At 61.1% G+C, this 19,011-nt stretch carries 16 protein-coding genes; 9 read left to right on the top strand and 7 right to left on the bottom strand.

Annotated features, from left to right (window positions below; all coding sequences use genetic code 11):
• The first annotated feature begins 49 nt into the window (after positions 1-49).
• The gene (locus ACGLHT_RS08495) at positions 50-463 is read left to right on the top strand and encodes a MerR family transcriptional regulator (protein WP_137164227.1); all 414 of its coding nucleotides are present in this window, start codon (positions 50-52) and stop codon (positions 461-463) included.
• 76 nt (positions 464-539) lie between these two features.
• Here ACGLHT_RS08495 and ACGLHT_RS08490 read toward each other — a convergent pair whose 3' ends face one another.
• Positions 540-1,601, bottom strand: coding sequence for an alkene reductase (locus ACGLHT_RS08490; protein WP_137164226.1), 1,062 nt, complete (start codon positions 1,599-1,601; stop codon positions 540-542).
• Between the two features lie 119 nt (positions 1,602-1,720).
• Here ACGLHT_RS08490 and ACGLHT_RS08485 point away from each other — a divergent pair, with 119 nt between their 5' ends.
• Positions 1,721-2,623, top strand: a complete 903-nt coding sequence (locus ACGLHT_RS08485; RefSeq protein ID WP_274119953.1) for a LysR family transcriptional regulator — start codon at positions 1,721-1,723, stop codon at positions 2,621-2,623.
• Here the strand turns inward: ACGLHT_RS08485 and ACGLHT_RS08480 are convergent.
• Complete coding sequence (locus ACGLHT_RS08480) at positions 2,612-3,424, bottom strand: alpha/beta fold hydrolase (protein WP_274078444.1); 813 nt, start codon at positions 3,422-3,424, stop codon at positions 2,612-2,614. The genes ACGLHT_RS08485 and ACGLHT_RS08480 overlap by 12 nt on opposite strands.
• 282 nt (positions 3,425-3,706) lie before the next feature.
• Here ACGLHT_RS08480 and ACGLHT_RS08475 point away from each other — a divergent pair, with 282 nt between their 5' ends.
• Both ACGLHT_RS08475 and ACGLHT_RS08470 read left to right on the top strand, forming a co-directional pair.
• Entirely contained in the window at positions 3,707-4,192 is a 486-nt protein-coding gene (locus ACGLHT_RS08475; protein ID WP_085706092.1) for a DUF2165 domain-containing protein, read from the top strand.
• A gap of 42 nt (positions 4,193-4,234) precedes the next feature.
• Positions 4,235-4,951 (top strand): SDR family oxidoreductase, encoded by a 717-nt coding sequence (locus tag ACGLHT_RS08470; protein ID WP_274119952.1) that lies wholly within the window; start codon positions 4,235-4,237, stop codon positions 4,949-4,951.
• Between the two features lie 22 nt (positions 4,952-4,973).
• On the opposite strand, the gene ACGLHT_RS08465 is transcribed toward ACGLHT_RS08470, so the two are convergent.
• Both ACGLHT_RS08465 and ACGLHT_RS08460 read right to left on the bottom strand, forming a co-directional pair.
• Positions 4,974-5,978 (bottom strand): AraC family transcriptional regulator, encoded by a 1,005-nt coding sequence (locus tag ACGLHT_RS08465; protein WP_274078441.1) that lies wholly within the window; start codon positions 5,976-5,978, stop codon positions 4,974-4,976.
• Between the two features lie 78 nt (positions 5,979-6,056).
• Entirely contained in the window at positions 6,057-6,839 is a 783-nt protein-coding gene (locus ACGLHT_RS08460) for an SDR family oxidoreductase (RefSeq protein ID WP_274078440.1), read from the bottom strand.
• Positions 6,840-7,090: 251 nt separating this feature from the next.
• Here ACGLHT_RS08460 and ACGLHT_RS08455 point away from each other — a divergent pair, with 251 nt between their 5' ends.
• Positions 7,091-7,597 (top strand): GNAT family N-acetyltransferase, encoded by a 507-nt coding sequence (locus ACGLHT_RS08455; protein WP_137164219.1) that lies wholly within the window; start codon positions 7,091-7,093, stop codon positions 7,595-7,597.
• A gap of 747 nt (positions 7,598-8,344) precedes the next feature.
• On the opposite strand, the gene ACGLHT_RS08450 is transcribed toward ACGLHT_RS08455, so the two are convergent.
• From ACGLHT_RS08450 to ACGLHT_RS08440, 3 genes are read right to left on the bottom strand one after another with little or no spacing between them, the layout of a single operon-like run.
• On the bottom strand, positions 8,345-9,721 hold the full coding sequence (locus ACGLHT_RS08450; protein WP_274119951.1) for an efflux transporter outer membrane subunit: 1,377 nt from the start codon (positions 9,719-9,721) through the stop codon (positions 8,345-8,347).
• Complete coding sequence (locus ACGLHT_RS08445) at positions 9,721-12,852, bottom strand: efflux RND transporter permease subunit (protein ID WP_274119950.1); 3,132 nt, start codon at positions 12,850-12,852, stop codon at positions 9,721-9,723. The genes ACGLHT_RS08450 and ACGLHT_RS08445 overlap by 1 nt, the downstream gene beginning before the upstream one ends.
• 10 nt (positions 12,853-12,862) lie before the next feature.
• Positions 12,863-14,047, bottom strand: coding sequence for an efflux RND transporter periplasmic adaptor subunit (locus ACGLHT_RS08440; RefSeq protein ID WP_274119949.1), 1,185 nt, complete (start codon positions 14,045-14,047; stop codon positions 12,863-12,865).
• 151 nt (positions 14,048-14,198) lie between these two features.
• On the opposite strand from ACGLHT_RS08440, the gene ACGLHT_RS08435 reads away from it, so the two are divergent.
• The 4 genes from ACGLHT_RS08435 to ACGLHT_RS08420 all read left to right on the top strand — a co-directional run bounded on the left by ACGLHT_RS08435 (position 14,199) and on the right by ACGLHT_RS08420 (position 18,989).
• Positions 14,199-15,593, top strand: a complete 1,395-nt coding sequence (locus ACGLHT_RS08435) for an ATP-binding protein (RefSeq protein WP_137164214.1) — start codon at positions 14,199-14,201, stop codon at positions 15,591-15,593.
• Positions 15,590-16,252, top strand: a complete 663-nt coding sequence (locus tag ACGLHT_RS08430; RefSeq protein WP_137164213.1) for a response regulator — start codon at positions 15,590-15,592, stop codon at positions 16,250-16,252. The genes ACGLHT_RS08435 and ACGLHT_RS08430 overlap by 4 nt, the downstream gene beginning before the upstream one ends.
• Before the next feature lie 440 nt (positions 16,253-16,692).
• Positions 16,693-17,094 carry a GFA family protein gene (locus ACGLHT_RS08425; protein WP_137164211.1) on the top strand — a complete coding sequence of 134 codons (402 nt, stop codon included), beginning with the start codon at positions 16,693-16,695 and terminating at the stop codon, positions 17,092-17,094.
• 320 nt (positions 17,095-17,414) lie between these two features.
• Positions 17,415-18,989, top strand: a complete 1,575-nt coding sequence (locus ACGLHT_RS08420; protein WP_137164210.1) for a phospholipase D family protein — start codon at positions 17,415-17,417, stop codon at positions 18,987-18,989.
• Positions 18,990-19,011: the final 22 nt, after the last annotated feature.

Below are 19,011 nucleotides of genomic sequence, written 5' to 3'. Positions count from 1 at the left end.
GGCGCAGGCTAAGGTGTGGAGCGTACTCTACAGTCAAGGAATTTTTACTGTGAATGTTGGAGAGTTGGAGCGCCGGAGTGGAGTCGGCCGCCATACATTGCGCTATTACGAGCAACTCGGGCTTATCGTGGCCCATCGCCAAGCCAACAATTACCGCAGCTACAGCGACCAGACCGTTGTTGATCTGGCCTTTATTCAAAGCGCTCAGAGCGGCGGTTTCTCGCTTGCCGAGATTGGCGACATCCTTGCGGCCAAGCGGGGTAATACGATCGATTGCGCGCAAGGCGCGATGTTGGTAGCCAGCAAGATGGCCGACATTCAAGCGAAGATCACCACGCTGCAAGCCGCCTATGTCCTTCTGGACGCGGAGCGTGCAAAGCTTGAAGCCAGTGCCATTGCCAACGGGCTGACCATTCCTGACCTTCCTGCCCATGCGCCTGCCTCGACGTCGGGGATGTACTGATGCGGCTACCGACGCTTGGCTACCCGGGTGCTGGCGAACTCTTGGTGATTCGCCAGCAACTCAGGGGCTTGTGTGCTTACACCGCGAGCACCGGATAATCCGTATATCCCTTGGCGCCGCCGCCATAGAAGGTTTGCGGATCGGCTTCGTTCAACGGAAGGTCGCCACGCAGGCGCTGCACCAGGTCGGGGTTGGCCAGTGCCCAGCGCCCGACAGGTGCCATGTCGGCAAGGCCGGCCTCGATGTCGGCTGCCAGGTGCTCGCGGGCGCGGTTCACCCGGTTGACCAGCAGTACGCCTGGCCATGCCTGGCGCAGCGTCTTGAGCAAGGCGTCGTCACCGTTGTGGGCAAGGTGCAGGTACGCCAGGTTGCGCTGTGCCAGTTCGGCAACCAGGATGCGGTACAGCTCGGCGTGCTCCGGACCTTCTGCGATGCCGCCCAACGCTGAACCCGGCGACAGGCGGATGCCAGTACGCTCGGCACCGATCTCGGCCACCACGGCATCGACCACCTCGAGGGCAAAGCGCATGCGGCGGCTGATCGAGCCACCGTAGGCGTCGTCCCGCTGGTTGGCATTGACGGCCAGGAACTGCTGGATCAGGTAGCCGTTGGCGCCGTGGATCTCCACGCCGTCGGCACCGGCTTCGATGGCGCGGGCTGCAGCCTGACGGAAATCGTCCACGGTAGTACGAATGTCCTGCTCGCTCATCGCTCGCGGCGTCGGCACCTGCTGCATGCCCTGAGGCGTGTAGATCTGCGCATCTGGGGCTATCGCCGATGGCGCCAGGGCCTGACGGCCATGGGCGGTGTTGGATGGATGCGACATGCGTCCGGCGTGCATCAGCTGGATGAACAGGTGGCCACCACCGGCATGCACTGCATCGCTGACCTGACGCCAGCCCGCCACATGGGCATCGCTGTGCAGGCCGGGAGAGTCGAGAAAACCCTGGCCGTCGGCGCTGGGTTGCGTGCCTTCGCTGATCAACAGGCCCAACGAGGCGCGCTGGCCATAATATTCAGCGGCCAGCGGGCCTGGTGTGCCGTTGGGCAGTGCACGGCTACGGGTCAGGGGTGACATGGCCAGACGATGTGGCAGTTGCAGTTTGCCGAGTTGGATAGGGTCCCAGAGCGAGGTCATCAGGTGTCTCCTGCAGATGGATTGGGGTGAAACATTCGCATGGGATACAGCTTATTTCGTTCCATATTCGGTTGGTATAGTCTAATATTTGGAGCCGATGTCTCAAAAATGGATCGATCATGGACCTTTCAGCTCTGGCTGACTTCAACCTCGTAGCGGCTCACGGCGGCTTTGGCAAGGCCAGCCGCCTAAGCGGCCGCCCCAAGGCCACGCTGTCGCGGCGAGTCATGGATCTTGAGCAAAGCCTAGGCGTGCGGCTTCTGGAGCGCGGGGCACGGTCGTTGCGCCTGACCGAGGAAGGTCAGGTGCTGTACGAGCGCACCCATGGCCTGCTGGACGAGATCGTAGAGGCGGGTGAACTGGTGTCGGCAGGGCAGACCAGCCCACGCGGTCAATTGCGTGTCAGTGCCCCGGTGCTGTTCTCCCATACCTTGCTCGGGCGCCTGGCTGTGGGCTTTGCCCAACGCTATCCGCAAGTACGGTTGGACATCACCGCCGAAGACCGCAATGTCGATCTGGTAGAGGATGGATATGACGTGGTGATTCGCGTTAATCCCAGGCCGGATGCGCTGCTGGTGGGGCGCTGTTTTGCCCGCGACGACATGCTGCTGGTGGCGCCGCCAACCTTGTCGCGGCCTGCTGCGTGCAGCAATGGCCAGATCGCCGAAGTGCCCGCCGTGGCCTTGGCCAACCGTTTCGACAACGGGCCCTGGCACTACCAGGACGGTGACACCTTGGGCGCGGTAATGCCCGATGTGCGCCTGCGCCTGTCATCGCTGATCATGATCCGTGATGCGGTGCTCGCCGGCGCGGGTGCCGCACTGATCCCGCGCTCCCTGCTGCTGGGCGACGAGCACCTGGCACGGCTGTCCATCTGGGGGCGAATGCCCGATAGGCCGATCGAGTTGTGGGCCCTGCACGCCTCACGCCGGCTGGCTAGTCGCAAGGTCTCGGCGTTCATCGACTACCTGTGCGAAGCCTTCCCCGACCAGACGCTCAGCCATGGGTTCTCAGCCGATTGACCTGTCGCCTGCAAGAAACGCCAGCAGGTCGCGAAGCACGGCGTCCTTTTGCTCGATCAGCAGGTAATGGCCGGCTTCGGGGTACTCAAGGTATTGCGATTGCCCGATCAGTTGCGCTGCCAGCCGGCCGGTGGTGGCAGCCGGGGCGTTTTCATCGCGTGCACCGTGCAGAATCAAGGTCGGCACCTTGATCCCGGTCAGGTCCTGGCGGAAGTCCGTGATGTACCAGGCCTGGGCACAAGCTGCGATGGCGCGTTCACTGGCCTGGTAAGTCTGGGCCAGATACCAGTCGCGCAGGCCCGGCTCCGAGAACAAGGCGTGCGCATAATCCCCGAAGAAGCGCTGACGATCCTGGCGCAACGCCTGCATCAAACCGTCGAAGGCCGCTGGCGGCATGCCTTCGGGGTTGTCCGGCGAGCTGGCCAGTTGCGGTGTCACCCCAGCCAGCAGCACGGTCGCGGCGATTCGGCGATCGCCGTGGCGGGCCAGGTAACGTGCCACTTCGCCACTACCCATCGAATACCCCACCAGCGTGACATCTTGCAGGTTCAGGTGCTCGATCAATTGCGCGAGGTCGTCGCTGAGTGTGTTGTAGTCGTAGCCGCTCCAGGGCTGGTCGGAGCGCCCGAAACCGCGGCGGTCATAGCTGATTACGCGGTAACCTGACTCGGCCAGGCGGGTGGCATGGTAATCCCAACTGGCAGACGACATCGGCCAGCCATGGATCAACACCACTGGGCGACCGTGGCCCCAGTCGTTGTAGTGCAGGGAAACTGCGTCCGAGGTGCGGAACATAGGCATGCGAGATGACTCCGGGCAGGGAAGAAGCCGGCATTCTGGCGGGGGCGGGGAGAGGGGGATAGCCCCTAAACCGGGACACGCTGATCCGGATCATGGACACCGCGCCGCACGGATCATCAGCTGCCGCGGGAGAGTATCGAGGTAGTTGCGGCTGCGTTACCTGGTTTGCCAGCATGCAAGCCTTACTGGAAAACCGGTATTGACCTCGAGTTAAGTCAAGGTTTTAGAGTGTCGTCCGGACTCTCTCGCAACTTCCGGAAACGAACTCACAAAGGACCAGGAATGGACACTCCGACCTCACTGCTGATTTTCCAGATAACCTGCTGCATCGGCTTGAGCCTGTGGCTGAGTATCAGCCTGATCAACAACCTGCATGCCTTTGCCAGTTCGGCCGGGGCGATCGGGGCAACCATGTCGATGGCGCCGCTGGCCCAACCGCCCGCAATCAGCCTCCCACTGCTGGGGCGAGCGATGACTTCTCCCTCCCTCCATCGCCTGGCCTTGTCGATCATCGTGCTGATACAGGCAGCCGCCGCCCTCACGGCCTGGGTCGGGTGCTATGAACTGGTGCTTGGCGCCGGCCTGGAGGCTTCACTGCCCTGGTTGAACCTGGCCTTGAGCGCAACGCTCGGGTTCCTGCTTGCGATGCTGCTGGGCGGGATATGGTTCGGCTACTGGATCCGCCAGGAAGGGTTGCAACTGACCCATCTGCTGCTGATGGTCTGGGTCCTGCTGCACTTCGTCGTACTCAATGTCCGGTGGGGTTGATCGGTCGATGGATACTTGCAGGATGCCAGGAAGGAGCAACAGATGAAGACGATGATCGTAGGCGCCAGCAGAGGGTTGGGCCGTGCCTTGCTCGAAGGGCTCGGCAAGCCAGGGGACACGCTGATCGGCGTATCCCGCAAACAGCCGGTCGACCTGGCCCTTGCCTCGGGCATCGATCTGCACTGGATCGATGCCGACCTTGCCAAGCCAACGGCGGCTGTAGCACAGATCGCGGATCGAACACCTGCCGATCTGGATGTCCTGATCTGCAACGTGGGCATCTGGGAAGAACACGCCTTCAGCGAGCACTACGCATTCCTCGACGACAGCGACGAATCGATCACCAGGCTGGTCGAGGTGAACATCACCGCCACGCTGCTTCTGCTCAAGCGGCTGGTGCCAAAGTTGCTAGGTGCGCCCCGACCGCAGTTGATCCTCACCGGTTCGACCTCGGCCCTTCGCCAGAGCGGGCGCCCGGAGGTGGCGTTCGGTGCCTCCAAGTTCGCCCTCAACGGCATGGCTGATGCGCTACGCGAAGGCTTCAGGGATGACAACCTGGCGGTGACCGTGCTTCACCTGGGTTACCTGAATACCGACGACTCCCTGAACACGCCATTGGCGCAAGCCGCAACACGAGGCGAACGGCGCCAGGTACCGGTGCATGATGTGGTCACCATGGTCGACGCGCTGTTGCGCTTGTCCGGGGCTTCGTTCGTAAGGGAGCTGACCTTGCCGGCGATCGGCGATGAGCGCTTCTGACGCCAAAGCTGCCATTCAGCACTCACGTTTGGTGGCTGTGCTGCCTCCGGTACTCGCCCGGTGTCATGCCTGTCCAGGCTTTGAAGGCGCGCAGGAAAGAATTGGCATCCATGAACCCGATCAGGAACGCAATTTCTCCTGGGGACAGGGTTGAGCGAGACAGGTAATGGCAAGCCAGGCCCTGACGCGTGTCATTGAGTATCTCCTGATAGTTCAGCGCCTCGTCTGCAAGATGACGCTGGAGTGAGCGCTTGCTCATCGCCAGACGACTGGAGACATCATGGATGCTGCTCCGCCCGCTCGGCAGCATATCGAGCAGCGCGCTGTGTACTCGCTCTTGGGTTGTGGCGCCGGCTTCGAGCTTTGAAAGCCGCGTCCGGAGTTCCGGCTCGAAGAATTGCCACATGGCAACGTTCTCGGTAAGGAAAGGGCGCGCAGCATCTTCTTTGGAGAAGCGAATACGATTGCAGTTGCCTTGTCGCAAGAAACATCCCAGGAACTCTTCGCACGGTTTTGCTGGTTCGGGCAGCGCAACCAGCTCTGCCTCCAGCGGGGTGATCGTTTGCCTTGTGGCGAGGCGCGCCAGGTGGGTAAGGAAAACCAGTTCCATCGCAAGGAGGCTGCGCGGGAGCGGACGGTCGTATCCGTAGCACTCGATAAAAACCTCGGTATAAGCGTCGTGGAAGACCACATCCAGTGCCAAGGGACCACACAGACGCTTGTACTCGGCAAGCCGGGTGAGCGCTACGTTGAAGTCCGGGCTGCACAGGCAAGCAAAAAGAGCCGGATCGAAGGCTTCGACTGAAACGGCACCACCGAGTCGCAGTGGTAGATGCGACTCTCCGACCAGCTGCTCAAGGCTTTCGAAAAGTCGAAAATACTCAGGTGGCGAGAGCACGGAGTCCTTGCGGCTGAATAGATCAGCCGGTAGCTCGGCCAAGGCCAGCAGGTCCCCAGGCGCTACTCCCAAATCAGCAATGATCACCTTCCACCCAGCATGCACGGCGAAGTTCTTGGCTTGTTTCATTATCGAGGCATCTCTTTGCAGCGCATTGCCTTGGCACGCAAGTCAGCAAGGCGAACGGATAGGGCTTCTCTGGCCTTCTCAGGATGCCTTTTCCATTGCCTTGCGGGACATCCTGAGCACCAGTTTGCGAGGCAACAGCGGAACAATCCAGTCGAGCATGACGCGCAACTTGCCTTCATTGAACGCAACCAGTTCACCGCGCTCCATGGCCTGGTAACCGCATTGCGCCACGGATTGTGCCGTCCTGGCATTGTTCCAGGCATCCACACCCTGCAGATCACCTGCGGCGACGAAACCTGTTGCGACTGCTCCCGGGCACAGCGCAGTGGCGGTTACACCGTATTCCCGGGTTTCCTCGGCGATAGCCTGGGTGAAGGATGTCACGAATGCCTTGGTGGCGTAGTAAACCGCCTGCAGGGGGCCTGGTATGAACGAGGCGGTCGACGAGACGTTGAGAATACGCCCGCGTCGACGCAACACCATCGCCTTCAGATAATGATGGGTCAGAGCGGTAAGCGCGGCCATGTTCACTTGCATCATGGCTAGATCGGCAGCGATGTCGCGTTCGACGAACTTCCCGTGGCCACCGAACCCGGCGTTGTTGATCAGAACGTCGATGGACAACCCCAATGCTTCGGTGGCAGCGAATACCCGATCTGCTGCGCCAGGATCGGCCAGGTCTTCCACGATTACATACACTTTCACGCCGTATCGAGTCTGAAGTTCCTGCTTGATGGACTCCAGCTTGTCACGCGAGCGCGCTACCAGGACGACATCGCCACGCTTGGCCGCATGGAGGCGTGCCAGTTCCAGTCCGATGCCACCCGAGGCGCCAGTGATCAATGCGGTGTCAGTAACCATGTTTTCTCCTTGCTTGCTGCAAAACGTTTGGGCAAGGAGATGCTACGGTGCGGGTTTGGGGATGGCACTAGCACAAGATGCCATGGCTAATTCCGATTGCGCCAAGTTGTGGTTCGCGCAGCGCGAGCCAAGCGTTATCCATTACTTGATAGCGACTGCTTTCTAGCCGAAGCAGACATCAGGTGTAGCCGCAGTCGAGCCGCAGCTGGCATGCTTGTTGATCGCTAGCGGGAAGACGCAGGGAGTCTACGATGGAACGGTCTTGCATTACTTATTACCTGGAAATGATCTCGGCTTCCGAGTTGCAGGAAAAACCACAGCGTCACGACCTTCAGATCATCGAATGTGAAGTGCCTCAGGCGGAATTCAATCGTTTTCTCTACAAGCTGGTAGGAACGCCCTGGGAGTGGGGCGATCTTGATAGCTGGAGCAGTTCCGAATGGCAGGCACTCGTTGAACAGGAGTGCCACCGTACCTGGGTTGCCTATCACCGCGGCGCGATAGCCGGCTATTACGAGCTTTATCGCCCCGATGGCTGTAACTGCGAAATCCGCTACTTCGGGTTGGCACCGCAGTTTCTAGGGTGTGGCTTCGGCGGGGCACTCTTGAGTCACGCTGTTCGATCTGCGTGGGAATGGCAAGGTACAGAGCGGGTGTGGGTACACACATGCACGTTCGACCATCCTGCCGCGCTTGGAAATTATCAGGCGCGCGGATTTCGTGTTTTCAAGCAGGAGGAGACGCAGCCAAGCCAATGAGCGCTGACGCCAGACTGCGAAAGCTCGCCATGGAAGAAGGCGGCCGATCACGAGGGGCCGTTTTCGGCCCAAAGCGAACACTGATCCAAAGCTCTTTAGTCAGTGCAGGCCTCATCGTCGGCAAGCCGGCTCCCACAGGAATATCACCAGTTCAGGCATGCGCTGTACTTGTGGGAGCCGCGCTTGCCGGCGATGGGCCGCGAAGCGGCCCCGGTTACAGATGTCCGCTTTGGGTCGTTTGCTGCCGGTCGTAGATGACGGCTTTCGACCCAAAGCAGACGCTGAAAAAAACTGATGTCGTGAGTGCCATGCGCACTCTGTGGGAGCGGGCGTGCCCGCGAACACCGGCGCAGCCGGTGCCAGTCTCCGCGTTTGATTCTTCGCGGGCGCGCCCGCTCCCACAGAGATTGCTGTTCGGCTCACCGGCAGCAACGGGTCGTTTGCTGCCGGTCGTAGATGACCGTTTTCGACCCAAAGCGGACACTGATCTAAAGCTCTGTAGTCAGTGCAGGCCTCATCGCCGGCAAGCCGGCTCCCGCAGGAATATCACCAGCCTTCAGGCATGCGCTGTACTTGTGGGAGCCGCGCTTGCCGGCGATGGGCCGCGAAGCGGCCCCGATTACAGATGTCCGCTTCGAGTCGATAGCTGGATGGGCGGGGCTGAAAATTGGCTGCCTACACATTGCTCTTTCTGAACGATGTCGAGAGCAGATGGGGGCATTATCGGGCTTGTATCAACTGGATTTTTCACCGTTTTCCCCATTCGCCACCAAGTGTTTTGTACAAGGTCACCCGGTTGGTCTGTTCTGTCAGTTTCAGGTTGATCAGCGACTGCTGCGCCGAATACAAAGAGCGCTGGGCGTCGAGCACGTCCATAAAGCTTTCCGAGCCTTCCTTGTATAGGGCCAACGAGAGCTGATAAGCGGTGTCGGTAGCGTCGGTCAGGCTGCGCTGGGCATCAAGGCGCTCATTGATATGACCACGCACTGACAGCGCATCAGCCACTTCGCTGAACGCGGTCTGGATCGTCTTCTCGTAGGTCGCCACTTCGATTTCGCTGTTGACCTTGGCTGCATCCAGGCTGGCCCGATTGCTGCCTGCGTTGAAGATCGGCAGGTTGATCGAGGGGGCGAAGCTCCATGCGCCACTGCCGTCTTTGAACAACCCGGACAGCTCGCTGCTGGCGGTGCCGCCGCTGGCGGTAAGGGTAATGCTCGGGAAAAACGCAGCCCGAGCCGCACCGATATCAGCATTGGCCGCCTTCAGTGAATGCTCAGCGGCCAAAACGTCCGGGCGACGCTGCAGCAGGCTCGAGGGCAGGCCCTGCGGCACGCCCACCAGCAGTGTGGTATCGAATGGCTGGTCGCCTGGCAGCAGCGTGTCGCTCAGGCGTTCGCCGACCAGCAGTTCGAGGGCGTTACGGTCCTGCTCGACCTGGCTGGCATAATTGGCCGCATCGGCCCGGGCGGACTCGACTGTACTGCGCGCTTGCGCCAGGCTCACCCCGGACTCGCCGCCCAGTCCATGGCTCTGCTGCACCAGAGTGTAGGTTTTCTGCTGGCTGGCATAGGTGTCATTTGCCAGCTTGAGCAGTTGCTGGTCGGCGGCCAGGGTCATCCAGGCCGTCGCGACCTCGGCTACCAGACTGAGCTGCGTGCTGCGGCGAGTTTGCTCCAGCGAAAGGTACTGCTCCAGCGCAGCATCCTTGAGGTTACCCAGGCGGCCAAACAGGTCCAGCTCATAGCTGCTGACGCCCAGGCCCACGCTGTACTGGCTGCTGACCGCCGAGCTGCCGTTGGTCACGCTGCGCTGTCGGGTACCTTCGGCAGTTGCCGAAACTGCCGGAAACAGCTCGGCGCGCTGGATGCGGTACTGCGCCCGCTGGTATTCGACATTCAATGCGGCCACGCGCAGGTCGCGGTTGTTGGTCAACGCCAGCGCCACGGTATCGCGTAGGCGGGCATCGGTGAACAGCGATTTCCAGTTGATATCGGCGCTCGTGGTGCTTGCGCTGGTGGCGGTTGGCCACTGCTCGGCTACCGGTGCTGCCGGGCGCTGGTAGTCGGGTGCGAGGTTTACGCAGCCAGTAAGCACCAGCGCCAGCAACAAGGGGGACAGACGCATCACGCTTCTCCTGCAACAGTATCGACAGTGCTGGCGCCTCGGCCGGCCAAGCGCTGCACAAGGGCATAAAACAACGGGATGAAGAACAGGCCAAGCAGGGTGGCGGCGAGCATGCCACCCAGCACGCCGGTGCCAATTGCTTTTCGTCCACCGGCCCCGGCGCCGCTGCTCAGTGCCAGCGGCAGTACGCCAAGGATGAATGCCAGCGAGGTCATCAGTACTGGCCGCAGGCGAATGCGCACGGCCTCCAGGATGGCAGTGATGAGGTCCTGGCCGCGCTCGTATCCTTCTTTGGCGAACTCGACGATCAGAATGGCGTTTTTCGCCGTCAAACCCACCGTGGTCAGCAACCCGACCTGGAAGTAGACATCGTTGGCCAGGCCGCGCAGGCCCGTCAGCAGCAGCGCGCCAAGGATCCCCACCGGCACCACCAGCATCACCGCAAAGGGCACCGACCAGCTTTCGTACAGCGCCGCCAGGCACAGGAACACGAACATGATCGAGATGGCATACAGCAGGGGGGCTTGGGTACCCGCCATACGTTCCTGGTATGACTGCCCGGCCCAGGCGTAGCCGATGCCGTCAGGCAATTGCGCCATGATCTGCTCGACTGCCGTCATGGCCTCGCCGGAGCTCACGCCACTGGCCGGCTCACCTACCAGTTCGTACGAGCCGAAGCCATTGAAGCGCTCCAGTAACGGCGAAGCGGTGCTCCATGAGGTGTTGGTGAATGCCGACAACGGCACCATGGCATCACTGTCGTTTCGCACATACCAGGCGCCGATATCCTCGGCCAGCATGCGCTTGTCGGCCTCGCCCTGCAGGTAGACTTTCTTCACCCGGCCGGCGTCGACGAAGTCGTTAACGTAACTGCCGCCCATCACGGTGCTGAGGGTGTCATTGATATCGCTGGCGGAAACACCCATGGCACCGGCCTTGCGGTCGTCGATGGCGACGTTCAGCTGGGGCGTGTCTTCCAGCCCCTGAGCACGAACGTTGGCCAGGCGCGCGTCTTTGGCCGCCAAGGTAAGGAACTGATCGCGGGCCTTGAGCAGCTCGGCGTGACCGAGGCCTGCCAGGTCCTGCAACTGCACATCGAAGCCTGAGCTCTGTCCCAGGCCTTGGATAGCCGGTGGGGCTATGACGAACACATTGGCATCGAGGATCTTTGCCAGCGCCATGTTGGCCCTTCGTGCCACCGCTGTGGCGCTGTGTTCGTCGCCCTGGCGTTCGCTCCAGTCCTTGAGTTTGATGAAGGCTCGCCCCGAATTCTGTGCGTTACCGCCGGTACCCAGGCCGCGCACAGTGAGGATCGACGCCACCTCCGGTTGTTGCAGCATGTATTCCTGAACCTGGCGGTTGACCGCTTGCAAGCGCTCGTCGGTGCCGCCCACCGGCAGGGTCATCTGCATCATCAGCATGCCCTGGTCTTCCTCAGGCAGAAAAGCCGTGGGCAGTTTCTCGAACATCAGCGCCACGCCACCCAGCAGCAGTACGTAGACCAGCAGGCCGCGCAGCGGACGCGCAAGTACATTGCCGACACCGCGCTGGTAGCGCTGTGAGGTACGGTCGAAGGTACGGTTGAACCAGCCGAAGAAGCCACGCTGCGTTGTACCGTGGGCCGTCACCGGCTTGAGCAGGGTGGCACAGAGGGCCGGAGTCAGGGTCATCGCTACCAGGACAGACAAGGCCATGGCTGCTACCAGGGTTACCGAAAACTGACGGTAGATGATCCCGGTTGAGCCGCCGAAGAAGGCCATCGGGATGAATACTGCCGAGAGCACCACGGCAATACCGATCAGCGCGCCGCTGATCTCGTCCATCGACTGGCGGGTCGCCTCACGCGGCGACAGGCCTTTTTCGGCCATGATGCGCTCGACGTTCTCCACCACCACGATGGCATCGTCAACCAACAAGCCGATCGCCAGCACCATGCCGAACATGGTCAACGTGTTGATCGAGTAGCCGAGCATCGCCAATACGCCGAAGGTGCCGAGCAACACCACTGGTACGGCAATGGCGGGGATCAGCGTGGCGCGCAGGTTCTGCATGAACAGGTACATGATCAGCACCACCAGGGCGATGGCTTCGAACAGGGTCTTGACCACCTCCTCGATGGAAATCTTCACGAACGGCGCGGTGTTGTAGGCCACCTCGCTACGCAGTTGCAGCTTGCTGGGGAAGAACTGTTCCAGTTCGGCCAACTTGGCTTGCACCGCTTCAGAAACGTCCAGTGCGTTGGCACCGGTGGCCAGGCTCACCGCAAGGCCGCCGGAAGGCCGGCCATTGTGCTCGGCGACCACGTCGTAGCTTTCGCTGCCCAGCTCTACCCGGGCCACGTCGGCCAGAGTCACCATAGCGCCGGCACTGTTGGACTTGAGAACCAGGTCGCGGAACTGCGCGGCGGTCTGTAGCTTGCTGCGGGCGTTGATGGTGGCGTTGAGCTGCTGGCCGGCGCGAGCAGGCAGAGCGCCCAACTGGCCGGCCGAGGTGTCGACGTTCTGCGCTTCCAGCGCGCCGCTGATGTCTGAGGGCATCAGCGCGAATTGCTTGAGCTTGTCCGGGTCGAGCCAGATGCGCATGGCGTAGCTCGAACCGAGGGTGGTCACATCGCCGACGCCGCTGACCCGGCTGATCTGGTCATACAAGGTGCTGGAGATGAAGTCACTGATGTCGGTGGCGGTCACATCAGGGCTGTCCGATACCAGGGATACGATGATGAGGAAGTCGCTGGCCGAATTGTTGATCTGGATACCCTGCTGCTGCACGGTATCGGGCAGGCGCGCCTTGGCCTGCTCCAGCTTGGTCTGCACCTGCATTTGCGCGGTATTTACATCCGTGCCGGCCTCGAATGTCAGGGTGATTTTGGCGCTGCCGGACGAGCTGCTGGTGGAGGACATGTAGGTGAGGCCGTCGAGGCCGGTCATCTGCTGTTCGATGACCTGGGTCACCGAATCTTCCATTGTCTTGGCCGACGCGCCGGTGTAGGTGGCGTTGAGGCTGATCTGCGGCGGGGCGATGTTGGGATACTGCGCCAGCGGCAGTTCGAAGATGGCCAGGCCACCGCCAAGCATGATCAGGATGGCGATGACCCAGGCGAAGATTGGCCGGTCGATGAAAAAACGTGCCATGGGATGGGCCTCAGTTGCTATCGTTGTGAGCGGTCAGGGGGGTGTTCTGCACCTGCACCTGTTGGCCAACACGCACCTTTTGCAAACCCTCCATGATGACCTTGTCGCCAGCTGCCAGGCCGTGACTGACCCACCAACGGTTGTCTACAGCACGGGCCAACGTCAGCTCACGCTGTTCTACCTTGCCATCGACCACTACCAGGGCGGTGGCGCTACCGCGCTCGTCACGGCTGACGGCCTGCTGCGGTACCAAAATAGCGTCGTTCTGTACGCCTTCCTGCAACGTTGCCTTGATGTACATGCCCGGCATCAGCAGGCCGTCGGGATTGGGCACCACTGCGCGGAACGTCACACTGCCGGTGCTTTGGTCAACGCTGACGCCGTTGAAGGTGAGGGTGCCGGCATGGGCGTAGGCGCTCCCATCTTCAAGTTCCAGGGTCACACGAGCGGCATCCGCCTGCCCGCTGCGTGCCAGCTTGCCTTCGGCCAGTTCGCGCTTGAGGCGTAGCAGGGTGCTGCTTGGCTGGGTGAAGTCGACGTAGATCGGATCGAGTTGCTGTACCGTGGTGAGGGCCGTGGTCTGCTCGGCAGTGACCAGTGCGCCAGGGGTGACCGTGGAAGTGGCTGTGCGGCCATCGATCGGTGCGTTGATGCGGGTGTAGTCGAGGTTGATCTGTGCGGTACGCTGCTCCGCCAAGGCAGACTGCAGGCTGGCACGGGCCTCGAGCAAGGCCGACTGGGCGCTTTCGTTGTCTTCGGCACTGATTGCGTCGAGCTTCACCAGTTGAGCATCACGCTTGGCTTTGAGTTCGGCAGCCCGCAGCGTGGCTCTGGCCGAGCTGACGGTGGCCTTGGCCTGGGCCAAGGTGGCCTGGTAGGACTGCGGGTCAATCTGGTACAGCGCCTGGCCGGCCTTGACCGTGTCACCCTCATTGAACAGACGTTTCTGAATGATGCCGCCAACTTGCGGACGGATCTCGGCAATCAGGTGGGCGCTGGCGCGACCGGGCAGGGTGGTGGTCAGGGCCTGGGCGGAGGTTGTCACTTCATGCACCGCCACTTCCTGTACAGGAGCGGGGGCTGCAGCGGTTTCGGTTTCACCGCACCCTCCCAGGACAAGTAGGCCGGCGCCAAGCAGTAGCGCCCGGGACCAAGGTGATCGTGTATAGAACAGGGAGAGGAATAACGTATGCATCGCAGGCTCCGACCCAATTGATTCAGATGGCCCAAGCGTGCGTGGAAATTGTGCAGCAAATGTGCAGAAAGGATGGAGATTGGCCTGCGCGCCTTGCGGCGCTGGAGTTGGCACGCTTCAATGGTGGCAATTCCAATTCACCGGCGGAGCTATGAGAGTCAGCCTTTCGCACAAGTTTTTCTTCGCGATGCTCTTGGTCTGCACTTTCGCCGTGTTGGGCATGGTGTTCGCCGCCTACTTAAGTTTGAAGTATGGCTTTCTCGGCTACCTCAATCAGCAAGCCGAGGAGCGCATGGATCGCATCGTGCCGCGGGTCGAGCAGGCCTATGCGCGTAATGGCAGCTGGGACTTCATCCGTCGCGACAAGGACCAGTGGTTCGAACTGCTGCGCCCGGACGATATCCAGCCGGACAAGACTTTCGACCCCAGCTTGCTGACGGTCTCCGACCTGACTGGCGCGTTCGTGCGCTTCGCCCTGCTCGATGCCCAGCGCCGGCCGATCATCGGCTACCAGGGGCCTGGCAGTGAAATGCTGCTGCGCCCGATCAGGCATCAAGAACAGCTGGTCGGCTGGATGGCCCTTGCGCCGCTGCAGTCGGTGACCAGCGTGGGTGACCGCCGCTTCCAGCTGAACCAGCTGCGCTCCAGCCTGCTGATAGGTCTGGCCTGCCTGTTGGCCACGGGTGTGATCGCCTGGTGGCTTAGCCGTGCCTTGCTGCGCCCGATCCGTGAAGTGGCCAGTGCCACCCATCGCCTGGCTGCAGGTGATTATGAAATCCAGCTGCCGGTGCGTTCGGCAGACGAAGCTGGGCAACTGGCCGGCGATTTCAACCGCATGGCCGCCACGCTGGCGAGCAACGAGCGCCTGCGCCGCGACTTCATGGCTGATATTTCCCACGAGCTGCGCACGCCGCTGGCGGTGATGCGGGCCGAACTCGAAGCCATGGAAGATGGCATTCGCCCGGTCGATAGCAACGGTCTGCGCTCGCTGCAAGGCGAAGTCGGGTCGCTGAGCAAGCTGGTCGACGACCTGTTCGACCTGTCGTTGACCGAAGTAGGTGGACCGACCTATCGTCGCGAACGTATCGACCTGCGGGTGCTGCTGCCGGTGGTGGCCGATGCCTTCCAGGCCGGTTTTGCCGAGCGTGGCCTGGCGTTGCGCCTGGAGTTGCCGGAAGAACCGCTGTGGGTGCTGGGCGATGAGTCACGCCTGGGCCAGTTGTTGCACAACCTGCTGGAAAACAGTCGCCGTTATACCGATGCGGGCGGTCACACGGTGCTGCGCGCATTCCAGGACGGCGACCAAGTGCTGGTGCAATGCGAGGACACCGCCCCCAGCGTGGACAGTGCATCCCTGGCGCGCCTGTTCGAGCGTTTCTACCGCGCCGAGCGTTCGCGTAACCGTGCCAGTGGGGGCACCGGCCTGGGCCTGGCAATCTGCCGTGGCATCGCCGAAGTACACGGTGGCAAGCTGACGGCCAAGGGCTCGGCCTTGGGCGGCTTGCTGTTGTCACTCACGCTTCCGGTTGCCGGAGATCAGGCATGAGCCAGATTCTGTTGGTGGAAGATGAACCCAAGCTCGCCGCGCTGGTGGGCGATTACCTGCGCGCCGGTGGCTACCGCGTCGACCACCAGGAGGACGGCCTGGCGGTGATCCCGGCGATTCGCCAGGGCCAGTACGACCTGATTCTGCTCGACCTGATGCTGCCCGGTCGCGATGGCCTGGATATCTGCCGCGAGCTGCGCAGCTTCAGCCAGATGCCATTGATCATGATGACCGCCAGGGTCGACGAGATCGACCGCCTGCTGGGCTTGGAGCTGGGCGCCGACGACTACATCTGCAAGCCGTTCTCACCACGCGAGTTAGTCGCACGGGTCAAGGCCGTGTTGCGCCGTAGCGGGCAGCAGGCACCGAGCCTGGGCGTGGAGCTCGACTCTCGATCATTCCAGGCGCGCTACATGGGGGTGGCGCTGGACCTGACGCCGGTAGAGTTTCGCATGCTTGCGGCACTGGCGGCTCGCCCGGGACAAGTGCTGTCACGCGACCAACTGATGAATCACATCTACCGAGACCATCGCGTCGTCGCAGACCGAACCGTAGACAGTCACGTGAAGAATTTACGGCGCAAACTGTCAGGGGTAACTCCAGGACATGACCCGCTCAGGTCGGTATACGGGGTGGGTTACAGCCTGGAGCTTGAGTAGAACCCGGCCGCCAGCGGAGCGCCAGTGCCAGGCGCAACCGGTTGGGCACAAGGTTATCGAAATCAACTGCTCATCTATTTCATATCTAAATTCCCGAGCGGTTTGGTTGTTACGCCAGACCGGAGCAGATACGAGGGCGCTTTCGACCCGTAGCGGTCATTTTGCCCCACAGCAATCATTGTGGGAGCGGGTTCACCCGCGAACACCGGCACGGCCGGTGCCATCCACCGCGGCGCCTGCTTCGCGGGTAAACCCGCTCCCACAGAGTACGCGTCGCGCTTACGAAACCAGTTATCTTTTAGCGTCCGTTTTGGGTCGAGAGCAGCTGGTCGTGGGTGACCGCTTTCGACCCATAGCAGCCATTTACCGAGAGCGAATTACAACCTGTCGACCAATTCAGCCAAGACAGTTACGCTCGCGTCATTTGCACGGAAGCATCAATGAAAAAGACTTACGAAGGTAGCTGCTTGTGCTCAGCAGTAAGTTTCGAACTAGTCACTGCGCCAAAGGCAGTTACTCACTGCCATTGCAGCCAGTGCCGCAAAGGTCACGGGGCTGCATTCGCATCCTACGGTAGCGTCCCGCGTAGCGACCTGCGAGTACTACGTGGCGCCGATAGCATCAGGACGTATGCGTCTTCACCGACAGTAATGCGCGAATTTTGTCTGGCGTGCGGTTCGACTTTATTCTGGTCACGTTCTCAAGGTGAATATGCCGGCTGGATATCCATAGCGCTAGGAACGCTTGATACCCCCTTCGAGCCGAAGCAGCAGAGACATGTGCACGTCGACTCCGCTGCGCCTTGGTACACACAGGCCAGCATTCGGATCCAGCTCGGCTGACCGACATAGGTTAATACTCGCTATCAACAGGAGCAGCCGATTTGCAACGGACGCCAAGAGCATAAGTGCGCTTGCAGTTGACCTAGTCGTCGCAGCCTGATCAGGTTATGCAAGGTCCTTAGATGCTAGATCGCGACTGATTGGCGGCAGGCGCCTTCGGTGAAGGCACCGCGGTCAGCAGGAGATGAACTACGCTTCTGTAATAACACCGCAGATCGAAGAAACATTGCACAAGGTCGATACGGCCGGATGCTGGTGGTAAGGGACTGGCCATTCTTCGGGACCCGGCACCCTCATCGCCATCACCCGGGGTAGCCTCCGTGACAATCAAACAGCCCCTTACTGCTCTGCTGTTACTCGCCCTGCTGTCTGGTGGTTGTACAACGCCCACTGTCTCTCACGAACCCAGTCAGGCCTTGCCTGCGAACGATTCGGCGTTCGGTCGTTCTATCCAGGCCCAGGCAGCCCCCCATCGGGGCCAGTCGGGCTTTCGCTTGTTCTCCGATAGTGCCGAGGCTTTCGCCGCACGCGCCGAGCTGATTCGCAATGCTCAAAGCAGCATCGACTTGCAGTACTACATCGTTCACGACGGCATCAGTACTCGGATACTGGTGCGCGAGCTGCTCATCGCCGCCGACCGTGGCGTGCGCGTCAGGATCTTGCTCGATGACACCACCAGCGATGACCTGGAGCGAATTATCGCGACACTGGCGGCGCATCCGCATATACAGATCCGCGTGTTCAATCCACTGCACCTGGGCCGCAGTACCGTCGTGACGCGTACCATGGGCCGGCTGTTCAACCTGGCCCGGCAGCACCGGCGCATGCACAACAAATTGTGGGTGGTGGACAACAGTGCGGCCATCGTCGGCGGGCGCAATCTGGGGGACGAGTATTTCGATGCCGAGCCCAACAGGAATTTCACCGACATCGACATGCTCGGCGTCGGGCCGGTTGCAGAACAATTGGGACATAGTTTCGACCAGTACTGGAACAGTGCCCTGAGCAAGCCCATCGAGCAGTTCATCTCGACCAGGTCGACGACCGGGGACCTGAAAAACCTCCGGACTCGGCTGGACGAGTCCCTGGAGAAAGTACGCAAACAGAATCATGCGCTCTATCAACAACTGATGAGCTACACCACCCAGCCACGCCTGAATGACTGGCGCAGGGAGTTGATCTGGGCCTGGAACAAAGCGATGTGGGATGCACCGAGCAAGGTCTTGTCGAGTGGCGAGCCAGCCCCGTACTTGTTGTTGGCCACCCAATTGGCACCCGAGCTCAATGGGGTATCCAAGGAGCTGATCCTTGTCTCGGCGTACATGGTACCCGGCCAACCAGGGGTGGTGTACCTGACCCGTCGTGCCGACGCTGGCGTGTCGATCAGCTTGCTGACCAACTCACTGGAAGCCACCGATGTACCCGCCGCGCACGGCGCTTACGCGCCTTATCGCAAAACCTTGCTTGAGCATGGTGTGCAGTTGTTCGAATTACGCAGCCAATCCGGTGACAATGGCGACAGCGACAGTGGGCTGGGCCTGTTTCATAGAGGATCCTCCAATAGCTCCGAGTCCAGCCTGCATAGCAAGGCGATGATATTCGACCAGCAGAAAGCGTTTATCGGCTCGTTCAATTTCGACTCGCGCTCCTTGTTGTGGAATACCGAAGTCGGCGTGTTGGTCGATGACCCTGAGCTTGCTGGACGGGTGCGCGAACTGGCTCTGGAGGGGATGGCACCGGCTCTCAGTTATCACACCCGGCTGGAAAAGAATCAGCTGGTATGGGTCACCGAAGACGATGGCAAGCAACATACATTGACCAAGGAACCGGGGAGTTGGTGGCGACACTTCAATTCCTGGCTCAGCAGCGCGATCGGGCTGGAGAAAATGTTATAGCGTGGTTGTGTTGTAATTAATC

It is taken from the genome of Pseudomonas sp. PsB (assembly GCF_043658375.1).
Classification (GTDB): Bacteria; Pseudomonadota; Gammaproteobacteria; order Pseudomonadales; family Pseudomonadaceae; genus Aquipseudomonas; species Aquipseudomonas putida_Z.
This window is presented reverse-complemented; position numbering and strand designations above follow the sequence as displayed.

Excerpts from the sequence above, each read along its gene's own strand:
- ACGLHT_RS08485 (WP_274119953.1), top strand. The coding sequence starts at position 1,721 with ATGGACCTTTCAGCTCTGGCTGACTTCAACCTCGTAGCGGCTCACGGC.
- ACGLHT_RS08455 (WP_137164219.1), top strand. The coding sequence starts at position 7,091 with ATGGAACGGTCTTGCATTACTTATTACCTGGAAATGATCTCGGCTTCC.
- ACGLHT_RS08435 (WP_137164214.1), top strand. The coding sequence starts at position 14,199 with ATGAGAGTCAGCCTTTCGCACAAGTTTTTCTTCGCGATGCTCTTGGTC.
- ACGLHT_RS08445 (WP_274119950.1), bottom strand. The coding sequence starts at position 12,852 with ATGGCACGTTTTTTCATCGACCGGCCAATCTTCGCCTGGGTCATCGCC.
- ACGLHT_RS08480 (WP_274078444.1), bottom strand. The coding sequence starts at position 3,424 with ATGCCTATGTTCCGCACCTCGGACGCAGTTTCCCTGCACTACAACGAC.
- ACGLHT_RS08425 (WP_137164211.1), top strand. The coding sequence starts at position 16,693 with ATGAAAAAGACTTACGAAGGTAGCTGCTTGTGCTCAGCAGTAAGTTTC.
- ACGLHT_RS08440 (WP_274119949.1), bottom strand. The coding sequence starts at position 14,047 with ATGCATACGTTATTCCTCTCCCTGTTCTATACACGATCACCTTGGTCC.
- ACGLHT_RS08465 (WP_274078441.1), bottom strand. The coding sequence starts at position 5,978 with ATGAAACAAGCCAAGAACTTCGCCGTGCATGCTGGGTGGAAGGTGATC.
- ACGLHT_RS08490 (WP_137164226.1), bottom strand. The coding sequence starts at position 1,601 with ATGACCTCGCTCTGGGACCCTATCCAACTCGGCAAACTGCAACTGCCA.
- ACGLHT_RS08430 (WP_137164213.1), top strand. The coding sequence starts at position 15,590 with ATGAGCCAGATTCTGTTGGTGGAAGATGAACCCAAGCTCGCCGCGCTG.
- ACGLHT_RS08450 (WP_274119951.1), bottom strand. The coding sequence starts at position 9,721 with ATGCGTCTGTCCCCCTTGTTGCTGGCGCTGGTGCTTACTGGCTGCGTA.
- ACGLHT_RS08475 (WP_085706092.1), top strand. The coding sequence starts at position 3,707 with ATGGACACTCCGACCTCACTGCTGATTTTCCAGATAACCTGCTGCATC.
- ACGLHT_RS08470 (WP_274119952.1), top strand. The coding sequence starts at position 4,235 with ATGAAGACGATGATCGTAGGCGCCAGCAGAGGGTTGGGCCGTGCCTTG.
- ACGLHT_RS08460 (WP_274078440.1), bottom strand. The coding sequence starts at position 6,839 with ATGGTTACTGACACCGCATTGATCACTGGCGCCTCGGGTGGCATCGGA.